Origin of the sequence: Acinetobacter johnsonii (genome assembly GCF_048551975.1) — a bacterium.
GTDB classification, from domain to species: domain Bacteria; phylum Pseudomonadota; class Gammaproteobacteria; order Pseudomonadales; family Moraxellaceae; genus Acinetobacter; species Acinetobacter johnsonii_A.
The window spans coordinates 1-16952 of record NZ_JBIMCF010000006.1 but is presented as its reverse complement, the minus strand read 5'-3'; the positions used below and the strand labels follow the sequence as shown (position 1 = coordinate 16952).

General features: G+C 41.3%; 15 protein-coding genes. 14 read left to right on the top strand and 1 reads right to left on the bottom strand.

Going from position 1 to position 16952, the window contains the following annotated elements; all coding sequences use genetic code 11:
* Positions 1-131 precede the first annotated feature (131 nt).
* Positions 132-968 carry a pyruvate, water dikinase regulatory protein gene (locus ACG9ZB_RS06880; protein ID WP_005400687.1) on the bottom strand — a complete coding sequence of 279 codons (837 nt, stop codon included), beginning with the start codon at positions 966-968 and terminating at the stop codon, positions 132-134.
* Positions 969-1124: 156 nt separating this feature from the next.
* On the opposite strand from ACG9ZB_RS06880, the gene ppsA reads away from it, so the two are divergent.
* From ppsA to alr, 14 genes are all read left to right on the top strand, one after another.
* Entirely contained in the window at positions 1125-3503 is a 2379-nt protein-coding gene (ppsA, locus tag ACG9ZB_RS06875; RefSeq protein WP_419325062.1) for a phosphoenolpyruvate synthase, read from the top strand.
* A 343-nt stretch (positions 3504-3846) separates the two neighbouring features.
* The gene (locus tag ACG9ZB_RS06870) at positions 3847-4614 is read left to right on the top strand and encodes an RDD family protein (protein WP_419325060.1); all 768 of its coding nucleotides are present in this window, start codon (positions 3847-3849) and stop codon (positions 4612-4614) included.
* 299 nt (positions 4615-4913) lie between these two features.
* On the top strand, positions 4914-5987 hold the full coding sequence (gene cyoA / locus ACG9ZB_RS06865) for a ubiquinol oxidase subunit II (protein WP_419325058.1): 1074 nt from the start codon (positions 4914-4916) through the stop codon (positions 5985-5987).
* Between the two features lie 3 nt (positions 5988-5990).
* A complete protein-coding gene (gene cyoB / locus ACG9ZB_RS06860) occupies positions 5991-7979 on the top strand; it encodes a cytochrome o ubiquinol oxidase subunit I (protein ID WP_419325056.1) in 1989 nt (662 codons plus the stop codon).
* Positions 7980-7983: 4 nt separating this feature from the next.
* Complete coding sequence (cyoC, locus tag ACG9ZB_RS06855; protein ID WP_004696446.1) at positions 7984-8604, top strand: cytochrome o ubiquinol oxidase subunit III; 621 nt, start codon at positions 7984-7986, stop codon at positions 8602-8604.
* Positions 8601-8930 carry a cytochrome o ubiquinol oxidase subunit IV gene (locus ACG9ZB_RS06850; protein WP_026056475.1) on the top strand — a complete coding sequence of 110 codons (330 nt, stop codon included), beginning with the start codon at positions 8601-8603 and terminating at the stop codon, positions 8928-8930. Before cyoC ends, ACG9ZB_RS06850 begins: the two co-directional genes overlap by 4 nt.
* Positions 8931-8940: 10 nt before the next feature.
* Positions 8941-9819 (top strand): heme o synthase, encoded by an 879-nt coding sequence (gene cyoE, locus ACG9ZB_RS06845; RefSeq protein ID WP_419325054.1) that lies wholly within the window; start codon positions 8941-8943, stop codon positions 9817-9819.
* 105 nt (positions 9820-9924) lie between these two features.
* Positions 9925-12039, top strand: a complete 2115-nt coding sequence (locus ACG9ZB_RS06840; protein ID WP_419325052.1) for a hypothetical protein — start codon at positions 9925-9927, stop codon at positions 12037-12039.
* 7 nt (positions 12040-12046) lie between these two features.
* Positions 12047-12802 carry a DUF3142 domain-containing protein gene (locus ACG9ZB_RS06835; RefSeq protein WP_419325050.1) on the top strand — a complete coding sequence of 252 codons (756 nt, stop codon included), beginning with the start codon at positions 12047-12049 and terminating at the stop codon, positions 12800-12802.
* Positions 12803-12945: 143 nt separating this feature from the next.
* Positions 12946-13332 carry a 30S ribosomal protein S6 gene (gene rpsF, locus ACG9ZB_RS06830; RefSeq protein ID WP_004696436.1) on the top strand — a complete coding sequence of 129 codons (387 nt, stop codon included), beginning with the start codon at positions 12946-12948 and terminating at the stop codon, positions 13330-13332.
* An 11-nt stretch (positions 13333-13343) separates the two neighbouring features.
* A complete protein-coding gene (rpsR, locus tag ACG9ZB_RS06825) occupies positions 13344-13571 on the top strand; it encodes a 30S ribosomal protein S18 (protein ID WP_004278792.1) in 228 nt (75 codons plus the stop codon).
* A gap of 9 nt (positions 13572-13580) precedes the next feature.
* Positions 13581-14027: a 50S ribosomal protein L9 gene (gene rplI, locus ACG9ZB_RS06820; protein ID WP_004696433.1), complete on the top strand. Its 447-nt coding sequence runs from the start codon at positions 13581-13583 to the stop codon at positions 14025-14027.
* A 272-nt stretch (positions 14028-14299) separates the two neighbouring features.
* The gene (dnaB, locus tag ACG9ZB_RS06815) at positions 14300-15745 is read left to right on the top strand and encodes a replicative DNA helicase (protein WP_419325048.1); all 1446 of its coding nucleotides are present in this window, start codon (positions 14300-14302) and stop codon (positions 15743-15745) included.
* A 47-nt stretch (positions 15746-15792) separates the two neighbouring features.
* The gene (gene alr, locus ACG9ZB_RS06810) at positions 15793-16869 is read left to right on the top strand and encodes an alanine racemase (RefSeq protein ID WP_419325046.1); all 1077 of its coding nucleotides are present in this window, start codon (positions 15793-15795) and stop codon (positions 16867-16869) included.
* The last annotated feature ends 83 nt before the right edge of the window (positions 16870-16952 follow it).

The following is a 16952-nucleotide window of genomic DNA, read 5'->3' as shown; positions in this document are numbered from 1 at the left end:
TTAAAATGAGCAAAACAAAATACACCCAATAGGCATTTTGATATTATTTTCATTTGATCTAATCTGTATTTTTATATTGATCAACATTATAAAGCATCATCAATATGACGCTTTATAATGTAATGACAATATCAACCAATGCGACGTTTTAAACCCGTCATTTGGAGTACACGGGTTGAAATTTCTTCAATCGACATTTCCGAGACATTTAAGTATTTAATCCCTTCAGAAATATAAATCCCTTCAATTGCGCGAAGCTCCATTTGGCACTGGCTGAAGCTTGCATAACGGCTATTGGCTTTACGTTCAGAGCGAATAGCGACAAGGCGTTCAGCATCAATCATCAAACCAAAAAGCTTCTGCTTATGTGCGCGAAGTACCGCAGGTAAACGGTTGTCATCCAAGTCTTCTTCGGTCAATGGATAGTTTGCTACACGAATCCCAAACTGTAATGACAAATAAATTGAAGTCGGTGTTTTACCCGAACGTGATACCCCAATCAGAATCAGGTCAGCCTTGTCATAGTGGCGTGTACGTGCACCATCATCGTTATCCAAAGCAAAATGCACCGCATCAATACGTGCTTTATAAGACTCCGAATCGGTCACCGCATGGGTCTGTCCGACTAAAGTTGTAGGCGGTGTTCCCAACTCTTCAGACAATTTACTAATAAGCCCTTCAAATACATCAAGATTTATAGCATTTGCAGTATTAATGATGTCACGCACGTACGGGTCGACTAAAGTGTCAAAAACCAGTGGCTTTTGTCCGTCTTGTTGTGCCCTTAAATTGATCTCAGCAACGACATTTGTAGCAGCTTCTTCAGAGCTAATATAAGGAATAATATGAATGTCAAAGTCAACATTTGGAAACTGCGCCAATAGCGAGTGCCCAAGGGTTTCAGCAGTAATCGCAGTACCATCAGATACAAAAAAAACACTCCGCTTAAATTGTTTACTTCCTGACATTAAAATTCTCCTCAAAAATTTGTCTTAGTGCTATATAATCTTTATAGTAAACCGATCTTACATGACTGTCGCTTAGTAAAATCAAAAAGCTAAGTAGATTTGTTATAATCTGATGCCAAGATAGTGATTAAATACTGCAAAAGTGGAGTAACAACTTTGGAAGCGCGCGTAATTGGTCTAGAAAAATTAGGGAAACACGACGTTGAACTTGTAGGTGGGAAAAACTCATCTTTAGGTGAAATGATCAGCCACCTATCAAATGCAGGTGTATCTGTACCAGGTGGCTTTGCTACTACAGCTCAAGCATATCGTGAATTTCTCGAGCAAAGTGGCCTAAACGCTAAAATCAATGCAGAGTTAAAAGTCCTCAATGTTGATGATGTAAATGCTCTTGCTGAAACAGGCGCGAAAATTCGCCAATGGATCGTAGATACCCCACTTACGGCAGAACTCGAACAAGAAGTTCGTAAAGCATTTGCAGAGCTTTCAAACGGCAACCCAGACATCGCGGTTGCCGTTCGTTCTTCAGCGACAGCAGAAGATTTACCAGATGCTTCTTTTGCAGGTCAACAAGAAACCTTCTTAAACATTCGCGGTATCGACAACGTATTGATCGCGATCAAAGAAGTATTTGCATCACTGTATAACGACCGTGCAATTTCTTACCGCGTACACCAAAATTTTGCGCATGATGTTGTGGCTTTATCTGCTGGTGTTCAGCGTATGGTCCGCTCTGAAACTGGTGCAGCGGGTGTAATGTTTACACTCGACACTGAATCAGGTTTCCGTGACGTAGTATTCATCACTGCATCGTATGGTTTGGGTGAAATGGTTGTTCAAGGTGCAGTAAACCCTGACGAATTCTACCTCTCTAAACCCCTTTTAAATGCAGGCAAGCACGCTGTCCTCCGTCGTAATCTGGGTTCTAAACACCAAAAAATGATTTATGGCGAAGAAGCATCTGCAGGTAAATCAGTTGTTATGGTTGATGTTGAAAAACAAGAGCGCCAACAATTCGCATTGAACGACCACGAACTACAAGAACTTGCAAAACAAGCGCTGATCATTGAAAACCATTATGGTTCTCCAATGGACATCGAGTGGGCAAAAGATGGCGATGACGGTCAAATTTATATCGTTCAAGCGCGCCCTGAAACAGTGAAGAGCCGTGAAAACGTCGGCACTATGGAACGCTATCTTTTAAAACAAAAAGGCACTGTGATTTGTGAAGGTCGTTCAATCGGTCAACGTATTGGTTCTGGTAAAGTCCGTATTGTTACGTCTATTAAAGAAATGGACAAAGTACAAGACGGTGACGTACTTGTATCTGACATGACTGACCCAGACTGGGAACCAGTAATGAAACGTGCGGCTGCAATTGTGACTAACCGTGGTGGTCGTACTTGCCACGCAGCGATTATTGCACGTGAATTGGGTGTTCCAGCAATTGTTGGTTGTGGTAATGCAACTGAAGTTCTAGTAGACGGTCAGGAAGTGACTGTTTCATGTGCGGAAGGTGATACAGGTTTCATCTACGAAGGTGCTTTAGATTTCGAGATTCAAACCAATTCAATCGAATCGATGCCAGAGCTTCCGTTCAAAGTAATGATGAACGTCGGTAACCCTGACCGCGCATTTGACTTTGCACAAATTCCAAATGAAGGGATTGGTCTTGCGCGTCTTGAGTTCATCATTAACCGTATGATCGGTGTCCACCCTAAAGCATTGTTGAACATTGACAGCTTGCCACGTGAAACACGTGCTGCGGTAATGGCACGTACTGCGGGTTATGCATCTCCAATCGAATTCTATGTTGAAAAACTGGTTGAAGGTATTTCAACCCTTGCTGCAGCATTTGCAGACAAACCTGTGATTGTTCGTATGTCTGACTTTAAGTCAAATGAATATGCAAACTTGATCGGTGGTAAATTATACGAGCCTGAAGAAGAAAACCCAATGTTGGGCTTCCGTGGTGCCAGTCGTTATGTCTCTGACAACTTCCGTGACTGCTTCGAATTAGAATGCCGCGCGTTGAAAAAAGCACGTGACGAAATGGGCTTAACCAATATTCAAATCATGATTCCTTTCGTACGTACTGTACATGAAGCGAAACGTGTAATTGAATTATTGGCGTTAAACGGTTTGAAACGTGGTGAAAATGGTCTGAAAGTGATCATGATGTGTGAGTTACCAACAAACGCATTATTGGCTGAACAGTTCCTTGAACACTTCGATGGCTTCTCTATCGGTTCAAACGACTTAACTCAGTTAACGCTTGGTCTAGACCGTGACTCTGGTATTGTATCTCACCTATTTGATGAACGTGATCCAGCAGTAAAAGCACTTCTTTCTATGGCAATTCATGCATGCCGTAAAGCAGGTAAATATGTGGGTATCTGTGGTCAAGGCCCATCAGATCACCCAGATCTTGCGCAATGGCTCATGGAACAAGGTATCGAATCTGTATCACTTAACCCTGACTCAGTATTAGACACTTGGTTCTTCCTTGCAGAAGAAAAAGTTAAAAAAGCTTAACTTTTTGATCTGATAAAAAAAGACCCTTTCAAGGGTCTTTTTTTATCTCCACTCTTTCAACGTATCCGCATTAAAACAAGCATATTGATACAAAAATTTAGACTAGGTTTGATACTCATGCATCAACATCTTGATTGAGAAGAGATCACATTGCGATAAAGCTAGAAGAAGCAGCATAATCCTTGGTACACTGTCCCGCATTTTGTGTAGTTTTGGTTAATTTCAGCTTGAAATTCTCTAGACTATCCGCATGTTTTATCATAGATTTTTTATTTGTTTTTCATCTGAAACAAATACATTTATTATTTGAATATCCCAATTTATATTTTGAGATTAAGTTTATATGCAGATTTACTTGGCACGAAATAATCAACAAGCCGGTCCATATACCTTAGAGCAGTTGAATCAGATGCTCGCAAGCCAACAAGTTTTATTGACGGATTTAGTTTGGCATCAGGGTATGCCTGAATGGAAAGCTTTAGGTGAACTCACCCAAGGAAAACTGGCGTATGAACCTGTAGGTTATCAGCCTCAGCCCCCTATTCCTGAGCCAATGCATACACCAAATCAATTTTCACAACCAAACCGCACTGCGGCGAAAGTTGCTCAACCTGAATTGGCATCAATAGGCACACGCGTCTTAGCCAAAGTCATTGATTTACTTCTTTGGCTCCCTGCCGCTGCGATTCCCTCGTTCTTTTTACAAGCAGATAAATTTGGTGAACTCACTGAAATTCAGCAAAGAATGCAAGCTGCCACCACAGCAACACAGGCCAGTGAACTGCAAGCACAACTGTTCAGTTTGATTCCAACTGAAGCATGGACCACCATGGGCATTTACCTGCTGATTATGCTCGGTATACAGGCCTTTTTCTTAGCAAAAAATGGTCAAAGTATTGGTAAAAAAATCACCAAAATTAAAATTGTAGACGTTGAAACCAACGAAAAAGTCAGCCTTTTACGTGTATTCACATTACGCAGTGTTGTCTTTATTGTACTCAATATGCTGTTCATGCCGTTTATTACCATCGCCGATCACGTCTTTGGTTTAACTGCAAAGCGTCAAACTTTGCACGATAAGCTGGCGAAAACTAAGGTCATTAAGCACTAATTTGACCATATTTAATCTGAGATTTGGCTCACCTCAGTTTTCTGCAGTTTATTGATATTCAAAATAAATCCCTAAATAATTTATAAAATTCCGAGTGAAAAATCGGTTTTTATAACAGTTATTTAAAGCACCTTTACGTATAGCTTAGTTTGTCGATATGAGGCATAATGCCCTACAACGTAGCGGTGTCTTATGATTGAGAAGTGTTTTAGACTTAAAAAGAAACTTTTCAACCATGCGACACTTTAATCGCTATCCCAATTTTATTAGGGAATGGGACTCTTCACCGAGGTTGTAAAATGAGACAAACGATTTTAGCTGTATTGTCTTTATCTGCGATCGCCGCGCTCTTAACTGGGTGTGGTGGTGATATGGTACTTCTAAACTCAAAAGGTCCAGTTGCACAAGGTCAATCTGACTTAATGATGACTGCGATCTATTTAATGCTATTGGTGGTTATTCCATCAGTTGTAATGGCATTATGGTTTGGTTGGAAATATCGCGCGTCGAATAAAGATGCAGACTATAAACCTACATGGGCACACTCTACTGCAATTGAAATTGTAGTTTGGGGTATTCCTGTCATTATTATTGGTATTCTGGCTTGGTTAACTTGGTGGGGTTCACACAAGTATGACCCTTACCGCCCGATCGAATCTGATAAAGCACCTGTAAATATCCAAGTCATTGCAGAACAGTTTAAATGGATCTTCATTTACCCTGATCTTAACATTGCGACAGTTAACGAAATTCGTTTCCCTGAAAAAACTCCAGTTGCACTTAAAATTACCTCTAACTTCACGATGAACTCGTTCTTCATCCCTGCGTTAAGTGGTCAAATTTATGCAATGGCAGGCATGCAAACGCACTTGAATTTGTTAGCAGATGAAACTAGCCCAGTTGAAGGCTACCGCGGTTTCTCTTCAAACTATTCAGGCTACGGCTTCTCGCAAATGCGCTTCCGTGCTCACTCTGTAACTGACGCTCAATTTGCTGAATGGGTTGCTGCAGTTAAAGCAGGTAACGGTACAAGTATTAATCCTAAAGCTGTACAAAAAACAATTTTAGATCAAGCTGAATTTGAGTCTTTACGCGATGGTAACCGTAGTAAACACCAAATTGAAGCTTTGATTTCAAAAGCAAAAACTCCTGAAGAGAAGGCTGCTGCTGAGGCAATGAAGCCTTATCCAACTAAGCCACACCCTGTGACTTACTACTCTTCTGTAGAGGAAGGCTTGTTTAAGTCAGTTATTAGCAAATATATGAGCAACTATCACGGTGCTGATCACTCAGCGACTGCGGGTGCTCACGGGGCTGCTTCATCTGAAGCACATGCCGCTGTTGAACCTGCTTCATCAGTTGTAGGGGAATAAGACATGAGCTTCTTAGGTAAGTTAGGTCCGGACGCTATTCCGCACGATCCAATTGTACTGGTCACAGTTGCAATGATGATCTTAGGTGGTATCGCAGTTGTTGCTGGTATTACCTACTTTAAAAAGTGGGGCTACTTGTGGAACGAATGGTTCACAACAGTCGACCATAAAAAAATTGGTATCATGTATCTTTTCGTATCGATCATCATGCTTTTGCGTGGTTTCGCCGATGCGATTATGATGCGTCTTCAACTGTTCCTTGCAAAAGGTGGCGGTGAAGGTTATTTACACCCAGAACACTACGATCAGATCTTCACCGCACACGGTGTAATCATGATCTTCTTCGTAGCAATGGGTCTAGTTGTTGGTTTAATGAACATCTCTGTACCACTTCAAATTGGTGCACGTGACGTTGCCTTCCCATTATTAAACTCTCTAAGCTTCTGGTTATTTGCTGGTGCTGCAGGCTTAATGATGGCATCTCTTGCAATTGGTGAATTCGCTGCGACAGGTTGGATGGCTTATCCTCCTCTTTCAGGTATCGAATACTCTCCAGGCGTGGGTGTGGACTACTATATCTGGGCACTTCAGATTTCAGGTTTAGGTACGCTATTAACGGGTGTTAACTTCTTCGTTACCATCATTAAAATGCGCGCACCTGGTATGTCACTTATGGACATGCCGATCTTTACTTGGACATCTTTGTGTACTGCGGTATTGATCATTGCGTCATTCCCAGTGTTAACAGCAACAATTGCGATGTTAACGCTTGACCGTTACTTTGGTTTCCACTTCTTTACAAATGACATGGGTGGTAGCCCAATGTTGTATGTAAACTTGATTTGGACATGGGGTCACCCAGAAGTTTACATCTTAGTATTACCAGCATTTGGTATTTACTCTGAAGTTGTTTCAACGTTCTCTCGTAAAACGTTGTTCGGTTACAAATCAATGGTGTATGCAACAATTGCGATCACAGTACTTGCGTTCGTAGTATGGCTTCACCACTTCTTCACCATGGGTGCTGGTGCGAACGTGAATGCGTTCTTCGGTATCATGACCATGGTTATTGCGATTCCTACTGGTGTGAAAATCTTCTCTTGGTTATTCACGATGTATAAGGGTCGTATCACCTTCACTACTCCTATGTTATGGACGCTTGGCTTCCTTGTAACATTCGGTATTGGTGGTTTAACTGGTGTATTAATGGCTGTTCCACCTGCGGACTTCCTTGTACACAACTCATTGTTCTTGATTGCTCACTTCCACAACGTAATTATCGGTGGTGTGGTGTTTGGTATGTTTGCCGGCATCATTTTCTACTGGCCGAAAATGTTTGGTTGGAAGCTCAATGAAGCATGGGGTAAAGCTGCGTTCTGGTTCTGGTTCTTCGGTTTCTACTTTGCATTCATGCCACTTTATATCCTTGGTTTCATGGGTATGACTCGTCGTTTGAATACATATGACAACCCTGAATGGGATCCGTACATTGCTATTGCATTCTTCGGTTCTGTGTTAGTCGCGATTGGTATTGCATGTTTCGTTATGCAGATTGTTGTTGGTTACTTACAACGCAACGACAACCTCGACCTTACAGGCGATCCTTGGGATGGTCGTACACTTGAATGGGCGACTTCGTCTCCTGCTCCGTTCTACAACTTTGCTCACCTTCCAACAATCAATGGTATTGATACATTCTGGAATGACAAAGAGAATGGCGTAGCGTATGCGAAACCCACTTCATACGAAGACATTCATATGCCAACGAATCGTGCTGCTGGTGTTGTGATTGCCATGTTCATTACTGTAATGGGCTTTGGTTTAATCTGGCATATCTGGTGGTTAGTTGTTGTGATGTTCATCGCTGCTATTATCAGCTTCATCGCGTCTTCGTTTACGAAGAATGTGGACTACTATGTTCCTGCTGCTGAAGTTGAGCGTATTGAAAATGAACGTTACGCGATTCTTGAAAAACATTTGAAGAAGGACTAAGACAATGGCTGACGTACTTCATCACGAAAACCACGGACACGATGAGCATCATCACCACGATGATACTGACATCACCGTCTTTGGTTTTTGGACTTATTTGATGAGTGACTTGATTCTATTCGGTACACTCTTCATTGCATTCGCTGTTTTAAGTAGCCATGTGCCTATGGGCACACCAAGTGCAAAAGAGTTATTCGGTGAGTCTTTAGGTTTCGTTTTAACTGAAACTTTCGCTCTCTTGATCTCTTCTGTAACTTTTGGTTTTGCGGTTCTTGCTGCATACAAAAAGAACGTCAACCAAGTTTTAACTTGGTTAGCGATCACTTGGTTATTCGGTGCTTCATTCATCGGGATGGAACTATATGAGTTTAATCACTTAGTTCATGCTGGCCACGGTCCAAGCGTAAGTGCGTTTTTATCGTCGTTCTTTACTTTAGTAGGTACGCACGGTATTCACGTAACTTCAGGTTTGGTATGGATGATCATTTTGATGATTCAGATCAAGAAAAATGGTTTGACTCTTCCAAACACTCGTCGTCTTGCTTGCCTAAGCTTGTTCTGGCACTTCCTTGACATCGTTTGGATCTGTGTATTCAGCGTAGTTTACTTGATGGGAGTTCTATAATGAGTCACGATCATAACTCAGCTGGTGCTTCACACGGTAACACCAAGCAATACACGATCGGCTTTATCCTTTCAGTTATCCTGACCGTAATTCCATTCGGTATGGTAATGGCTGGTGGTTTTGGTCGCGGTATTGTTATGGCGGTTATCGCAATTACAGCGGTTGCTCAGGTTCTAGTTCAATTAGTTTACTTTTTGCACATGAACTCATCTTCAGAGCAACGTTGGAACGTGATTGCATTTATCTATACAGTACTTTGTATTGCTGTACTTCTAGTCGGCTCTGTATGGATTATGAACTACTTACACTACAACATGATGATCTAAACTGATCGTCATGTTGAAAAAGTATTTATTCCTGACTAAACCAGGAATTCTCTTTGGTAACTTCGTTACCACTCTGGGCGGCTTCTTTTTAGCCGCTCAGGGGTCTGTAGATTTCCTCCTTCTTCTCATCACCCTACTCGGTACAACACTGGTTGTTGCTTCTGGCTGTGTCGTCAATAACGTCATTGATCAAGATATTGATCAAAAGATGGAACGTACGATGAACCGTGCATTAGTTAAAAAAACCATCAGTCCTTCCTTTGCTTTGGCATTTTCTGCTGCGCTTGGAATATTAGGTTTCGCCTTACTCTGGTTCTTTGTTAATGCTTATGCCTTTGGCTTTGCTGTACTTGGTTTTGTGGTTTATGTGATTTTTTATAGTCTATGGAGCAAACGCACATCCATTCACCAAACTGTGATTGGAAGTATTTCTGGTGCTAGTCCACCAGTGATCGGCTATACAGCTGTGACCAATGAATTTGACGTTGCCGCATTGTTGCTTTTCTTAGCATATGCACTTTGGCAAATGCCTCATTCATGGGGAATTGCGGTATACCGCTTTGACGACTATAAAAATGCAGGCATTCCAATTTTACCTGTAGCACGCTCAATTTTTCGCACGAAAGTTGAAAGCTTGATTTATGTTTTGCTGTTTGCTGCGGTGTTAAATGGTTTGTATTGTTTTGGCTATACCAATATGTTTTTTCTTATCACCTTTAACGCACTCTGTGCTTATTGGGTATATTTATCAATCATTGGTTTTAAAGCTGAAAATGATCAGGTTTGGGCAAAACGCTATTTCTTATATTCAGTGATTTTAATTACTGCATTAAGTTTTAGTTTTAGTTTTAGCTATGTCTCACCTGCGCCACATTTGCCGCTGTTTTAAAAAAGATAGAGTTCTCTCTATCTTTTTTATTTCAACTTATTCAATATTTAAGTCTAGTCTTTAAATTGCTACCATAGCAGACACAACAATAACTCATGCTCTGCAATGAAAATGCCATCACAATTTTTAAAAAAATCTATTTTTATTAGTCTATTCCCTATCACTCTTGCTTATAGCACGCACAGTTTTTCTGGTTTCGATGTTTCTTGCTACCCATCGACCAACATTCAAACCAATGCCTATACAGCCTGTGACAATTTGCCTGCGCTCACGCCCGCCAATGACAATCAAACCAATATGCTCTTACTTCTGAGCGACATGGGCTTGGCCAAATTGAATTTTAATCAGCCAAATAGTCCACTTTGGGAAACTGAATATACTAACGTACCATTTGCAGCTAAAACAGTGTTTGAAAGCGTAACCAATAAACGACCGAATGCCCGATTAAAACCAAACAATGAAAAGACGCCTTACCAAGAACATTGTAGTAGCCTAGACAATGGTGCAGATCAATTTACCCAGCAGGTGAAAGCCGACAAAAATCTCAGCAAAGCGGAAAAAGATTTACTGATTCAAGAAAGACAAAATATCTCAGCCTGTGACCGTGATCTTGCCCTCATCCAAGTCAATCCGAACTGGTCTATACAAGCACGTCAGTATGCGTCTTATTTAAATGCAACCATTGCCTTTTACAATAGTAACTTTTCTACAGCTACTAAAATTTACTCAGTATTAACTACGGTTGATCAGTCTTGGATCAAAGAAACATCACAATATATGTTGATTCGTAGCAGCCTCAATGAAAGCTATCAGTCGGGTGTCGGTGAATATGGTGACTTAAAAATCGATAAAGTAGATCAGACTTTACTCAAAAACACCTATGAGCATATCACTACCTACTTCAAACGCTTCCCTGAGGGAAAATATGCAGCAAGCGCACGCGGTTTACTACGTCGTTGTTATTGGCTGAGTGGAAATACCGAACTCCTGACCAACGAACTCGCATGGCAAATCAATCATCCTGATTCTAAATACTATAATCTAGAGCTCGATAATCTAGCCTTTGAAATGGATCGCCATGTTTTTCAAAGCCACTCATTCAATCCAAAAAATCTAAAAGATCCGTTCTTTCTGGCTATTTCAGATTTAATGCAAATGCGTCAGGCAACATCAGCAGAAGATAAAGTCTTAAGCTGGTCTGAACTCAACAACCAAAAAACACTATTTAAGAGTCAGCCAGATCTGTTCCAATACCTACAAGCCAATCACTTATTCTTTGTGCAAAACAAACCAGCCGAAGCTTTAAAATATTTGCCAGAACATTCCTCTAATTCAATTGATAGCTACCTTCAACTCAGTCAAATCTTGTTAAAAGGTCGTATTCTAGAGAAACTCGGACAAACTCAAAATGCACAGCAGTATTGGGAAGGTTTACTTAGTCAATCAAAAGGAGTTGAACAACGTGGCTTATTTGAGCTGATGTTATATCCACATTATACCCAACAGCAAAATGCCAGCGCCTTTATCGGTTCAAATGCTAAAATCAAACAAGCTTCATTGCAAAAAAGCTTTATTGAAAATGAAGCCAATGAAAAAAGCTTAATGCAAATTGTACAGAGCAAAGCATCAAATACAGATCAAAAAAATTTAGCTTTATATAAAACTTTGCAAAAGTCATTGGTACATCAGAACTTTAAACTGTTTAATCAAGCCTTTGTACTGCTACCACAAGATGCCGCGAAGTATAAATATGACTCAGAAACATATAAAAATTATAAAAACCAACCGCCCCTTAGTGATTTCATTTGGGCAGGAACAAAAATCACTCCACAGATTCAATGCCCTGATTTATTCAGTCTGACTCAAAAACTTGAAAATTCACCTCAAGATTTAAAGCTCCGACTTTGTTTGGGCGAATATGCACGCTCGACTCAAGGCTACAACATAAGCTATGTCACCGCTTTAGAAAAAGAAACTTCCAGCTTTCAAGGTGCAATTTTTGCCCGTGGTCAAGTGTATAAAGACATCATCAAATCCAGTTCTGTACCCGATTTAAAAGCTTATGCGCTTTATCGTTCAATCATGTGTTATTCACCAAGCGGGATGAATGACTGTCAGGATGCAGAGGTTGAAAAATCTACCCGCAAACAATGGTTTGACCACATTAAACGCGACTATCCAAATACCTCTTGGGCACAATCTTTAAAGTATTACTGGTAAGACGTCTATGTTGAAGCAGATTTTTTCAGTTGTTATGACGTTGATCTGTATGCTGAGCATCATGGCTTGTCAGCCGAGTCAGTCAGCTTCAACATTTGGTCAGGTAAATGCTGAAGACTATGATGCATTTTGGATTTGGGGCAATATTTCATCAGCCCCTTACCTCAAAGCGGCTAAAGAACTTTATATTTTACAAGGTGAAATCCGTTTAGATTCCCAAACACATCACTCTAAGCTCATACCGCAAGGCGTAAGCGTCTTAAAAATTCCTCAGCAAAAGGTGTGGCTGGTTTTTCGTAATTATCATCTAGACTGGCAGGGCCAAGAACTTACACACATTCTAAAACGTATTCAGCAATGGGAAAATACAGGGAATCATATTCAAGGCATACAAATTGATTTCGATGCCAAAACCAAACACATTCACCAGTACGCCCTATTCTTAAGTCAATTAAGAGAACAATTACCGCAGCACTATCAACTCAGTATCACGGGTTTAATGGACTGGACCAATGTGACAAACCAAGAGACTTTAAACCTCCTGAATAAGACCATCGACGAGTTGGTCATTCAAACTTATCAAGGTTCAACCACCCTACCCAACTATACAGCTTATCTAAAAAAAGTTTCAGCACTAAAACTGCCTTATAAAATTGGCATTGTTCAACACGGTCAGTGGCATAGACCTCTAAAGCTTGAAAATGATACAAACTTTAAAGGCTATGTCGTCTTCCTTTTGCGCTCAAAACCTCAAAATAATTAGGGCTTTTTAAGAGAAGCTCTTGAATTTGGCGAGCAAAGTCTCTAAAATTCCCCCTTCGCATCTAATGCGACACAACCTTGGTTGTGACTCCTTGCTTCTAACAACTTTTTGTTAGGGGCTGTTTAAACCGTAAGGAGCTGACAATGCGTCATTACGAAATCGTACTTTTAGTACACCCTGATCAAAGCGATCAAGTCGTTGGTATGGTAGAACGCTACCTAACTCATATCAAAGAAGCTGAAGGTCAAATTCACCGTCTTGAAGACTGGGGCCGTCGTCAATTGGCTTACCCAATCAACAAGATCCACAAAGCTCACTACATTCTTATGAATGTTGAGTGTGGTCAAACTACTCTTGATGAGTTAGAAGAATTGTTCCGTTACAACGATGCAATTATTCGTAGCCTTATCATCCGTCGTGAGAACGCTATCACTGAAGAGTCACTATTGGCTAAGAGTGCTGAAGAAAAACGTGCGCGTAAAGCTCAACGTGAAGAAGCACAACAAGCTCAAGACTCTGCTGAAGCATAAGGAGAACATCAATGGCACGTTTTTACCGTCGTCGCAAGTTCTGCCGCTTTACAGCTGAGAACGTTACGTACATCGACTACAAAGATATCGACACTTTAAAACAGTACATCACTGAAAACGGCAAGATTGTTCCTAGCCGTATTACAGGTACTAAAGCTCGTTACCAACGTCAATTAGCGCTTGCTATTAAACAAGCTCGCTACTTGTCTTTGATCCCTTACACTGACAATCATAAGTGAGGTTGAGCTGTGGATATTATCTTATTACAACGCATTAAAAACCTTGGTAAATTAGGCGATAAAGTTTCAGTTAAAGCTGGTTACGGCCGCAACTACCTTATCCCTCAAGGTCAAGCAGTAGCAGCTACTGAAGCTAACACTGCTGCTTTTGAAGCTCGTCGCGCTGAACTTGAGAAAGCTGAAGCTGATGTTTTAGCGGCTGCTCAAGCACGTGCTAGCCAATTAGACGAAGTTAACATCGTAATCACTGCGAAAGCTGGTGACGAAGGTAAACTATTCGGTTCTATCGGTACTCGTGATATCGCTGACGCGTTAACAAATGCTGGTCTTGAAGTTGACCGTGCAGAAGTTCGTTTACCGAACGGTGCACTTCGTCACACTGGCGAATTCAACATCGCAATCCAATTGCACCATGATGTTGTTGCTGAAGTTCTCGTTACTATCGTATCTGAGTAATTTCTTGCAAAAAAAAGAGCATGCTTTTGCATGCTCTTTTTTTATCTCTATGAAAAAGTAGTTTCTTCGCTCAGCTTAAAACTTCATCAGTCTACCCCGCAAAATGCCAAATTTGAATATTATGGGTTTTATCCATAAGCCTTGAATTCAGCACACAGCAGCTGCATTTTTTGATAAAGTGCATAGAGTTAAATGTCTGTAATTTTTTCCAAATTTACAGTGAAATTTATCTTAAGTTATCCCTCTTACTGTATTAAAAATCAGGGCGTTATATGTCACAGGCGAATGCCACTGCTCAAAAGAGCTCATCGAAACAAGACAATAAACCGAATGAGTCGGGGCAACTGAAAGAATTCCGTACACCTCCACATAACTTAGCATTGGAACAAGCCGTACTTGCCGCTTTAATGACGGTTGCTGAATCCTTTGAACAAGTTGGCGATGTCCTGACTGAAAATGACTTTTATGCGACGCGCCATAAGTATATTTTCCGCGCGATTGCGCAACTCTCCAAAGACAGCTCACCCTATGATGCGGTTTTAGTTCATGACTGGCTCACCACACAAAACCTACTCGATGCGGTTGGTGGTGAAGAGTACCTGATGCAATTGATGGCAGACTCCCCGTCTAGTTTCTATAACATGGAAACTTATGCCACCAAGATCAAAGAATTTTCGACTTTGCGTAGCATGATCAAGGTTAGCTCTGAAATTTTACAAAATGCCTATGACACCAAAGGTCGTAATGTTAGTGAAATTTTAGATTTGGCCGAAACAAATATCTTCTCCTTGGCAGAACAACACAATAACAACGCCAAAGCTCAAGGGCCTAAAGCCATCAATACAGTTGTGGCCGATGTCTTTGATAAGCTGAATGAGCTGTCGCAAATGGAAGGCAGCATTACAGGTTTAACCACAGGGTTTGTTGAACTCGACAATAAAACCTCGGGCATGCAAGCAGGTGATTTGATTATTGTTGCAGCGCGTCCATCGATGGGTAAAACCACTTTTGCCATGAATTTAGTTGAGAGCGTGCTGTTTAATAATGACTTACCTGCCTTGGTTTATTCCATGGAGATGCCAGCCGACTCCATCGCCATGCGTTTGATTTCATCTTACGGGAAAGTCCATCAGGGACATTTACGTTCAGGTAAACTCGATGGCGATGAATGGTCAAAAGTTACTGGCACCATTTTGCAACTGCAAGAGAAAAAGCTCTATATCGATGACTCCTCTGCTCTTCCACCTACAGAAGTTCGAGCACGTGCACGTCGTATTGCCAAACAGCACGATGGTAAACTCGGCTGCATCATGGTCGATTACTTACAGCTGATGAAAGTACCAGGTATGGGTGATAACCGTGTCGGTGAGATTTCAGAAATTTCACGAAGCTTAAAAGCTCTTGCCAAAGAAATGATGTGCCCTGTGATTGCACTATCGCAGCTTAACCGTTCCCTTGAGAACCGCCCAAACAAACGTCCCGTGATGTCAGACTTACGTGAATCCGGTGCGATCGAGCAGGACGCCGACTTAATCATGTTTATTTACCGTGATGAAGTCTATAACAAAGAGTCCAAAGAAGCGGGCACTGCCGAAATTATTATTGGTAAACAACGTAACGGTCCTATTGGTACCGTTCGACTTGCTTTTGAAGGCCAATATACCCGCTTTAGCAACTTATCCCCTGAGTTTTATGCTCAGTACGATGATGAGGAATAATTAAAGCCTCATCATCGCCTTTCCATGACCCTGTAGGAGTAATTAGGGTGCGTCAAGCAACAGTTTATATTGATAGCCAAGCGCTGCAATATAATTTAAACCGTGTCAAACAACTTGCCCCAAACGCGAAAATCGTCAGCATGGTCAAAGCCAATGCTTATGGACACGGAGTCAAAGACTGTTTAGCAGCCTTAAGTGAAACCGATGCCTTTGGCGTCGCCTGTTTACAAGAAGCACTAGAGATTCGTGCACTCGGCTTTAAACAGCCGATTACCCTGATTGAAGGTGTTTTCTCAGCAGATGAAATGCCAACCGTCATTGAGCAAAATATCGAGTGTGTGGTTCATCAACAACAGCAAGTCGATTGGTTAATCTCACATAAAACCGCGTATATCGCACAAAAGCTTAAAGTATGGGTAAAACTTAATAGCGGTATGAACCGTTTAGGCTTTAAAGTTGCCGAAATCATTGATGTCATCAACACTTTAAAAGCAGAAGGCTTTACATGTGTACTGGCAATGCACTTTGCCAATGCCGATGCGGATCACCCGCTCAATGAGCAGCAACGTGCGCAATTCCTACACATCAAAGAAGCCTGTTCACCCATCCTAGCCTCATGTTGTAACTCAGCTGCTATATTTAAATGGCCTGAACTTAATTTTGATTTTGTTCGTCCCGGCATCATGCTTTACGGTGCATCACCTTTTGCCGATAAAAATGCACACGACTTAGACTTAAAGCCAGTTATGACTTTCACGGCGGAAATTATTGCATTAAATACCATTCAAGCAGGTGAAGGTGTCGGCTATGGTTCGCATTTCGTCGCGAACCAAGAAACTGAACTAGCCATTGTTTCGATTGGTTATGGTGATGGCTATCCACGTGCATTTCCAAAGCAAAACTATGTTGCTATAGATGGTCAAGCAGTAGCTGTTGTGGGCCGAGTTGCGATGGATATGATTGCGATCGATGTGACGGGGTTAAATGCTAAACTCGGTACAAAGGTTGAACTCTGGGGTGAAAACCGCTTAGTTGACGATGTTGCGGAAGCCAATGGAACTATTGGTTATGAGCTACTTTGTCGGTTAAGCAATCGCCCTACACGTAAGCATGTCTTGTCCTGAAATAGATTGACAGTATTCCACTTCAAACCGAGTTAAGCAATTAGCTCGGTTTTAGTTTGCTCATACATCTGATTCGGGGTGTT

What these genes read in the sequence shown, in the direction of transcription:
- ACG9ZB_RS06870 (WP_419325060.1), top strand. Translation starts at nt 3,847, where the DNA reads ATGCAGATTTACTTGGCACGAAATAATCAACAAGCCGGTCCATATACC.
- cyoB (WP_419325056.1), top strand. Translation starts at nt 5,991, where the DNA reads ATGAGCTTCTTAGGTAAGTTAGGTCCGGACGCTATTCCGCACGATCCA.
- rpsF (WP_004696436.1), top strand. Translation starts at nt 12,946, where the DNA reads ATGCGTCATTACGAAATCGTACTTTTAGTACACCCTGATCAAAGCGAT.
- cyoC (WP_004696446.1), top strand. Translation starts at nt 7,984, where the DNA reads ATGGCTGACGTACTTCATCACGAAAACCACGGACACGATGAGCATCAT.
- rpsR (WP_004278792.1), top strand. Translation starts at nt 13,344, where the DNA reads ATGGCACGTTTTTACCGTCGTCGCAAGTTCTGCCGCTTTACAGCTGAG.
- ACG9ZB_RS06840 (WP_419325052.1), top strand. Translation starts at nt 9,925, where the DNA reads ATGAAAATGCCATCACAATTTTTAAAAAAATCTATTTTTATTAGTCTA.
- cyoA (WP_419325058.1), top strand. Translation starts at nt 4,914, where the DNA reads ATGAGACAAACGATTTTAGCTGTATTGTCTTTATCTGCGATCGCCGCG.
- ACG9ZB_RS06880 (WP_005400687.1), bottom strand. Translation starts at nt 968, where the DNA reads ATGTCAGGAAGTAAACAATTTAAGCGGAGTGTTTTTTTTGTATCTGAT.
- dnaB (WP_419325048.1), top strand. Translation starts at nt 14,300, where the DNA reads ATGTCACAGGCGAATGCCACTGCTCAAAAGAGCTCATCGAAACAAGAC.
- ACG9ZB_RS06835 (WP_419325050.1), top strand. Translation starts at nt 12,047, where the DNA reads ATGTTGAAGCAGATTTTTTCAGTTGTTATGACGTTGATCTGTATGCTG.
- cyoE (WP_419325054.1), top strand. Translation starts at nt 8,941, where the DNA reads ATGTTGAAAAAGTATTTATTCCTGACTAAACCAGGAATTCTCTTTGGT.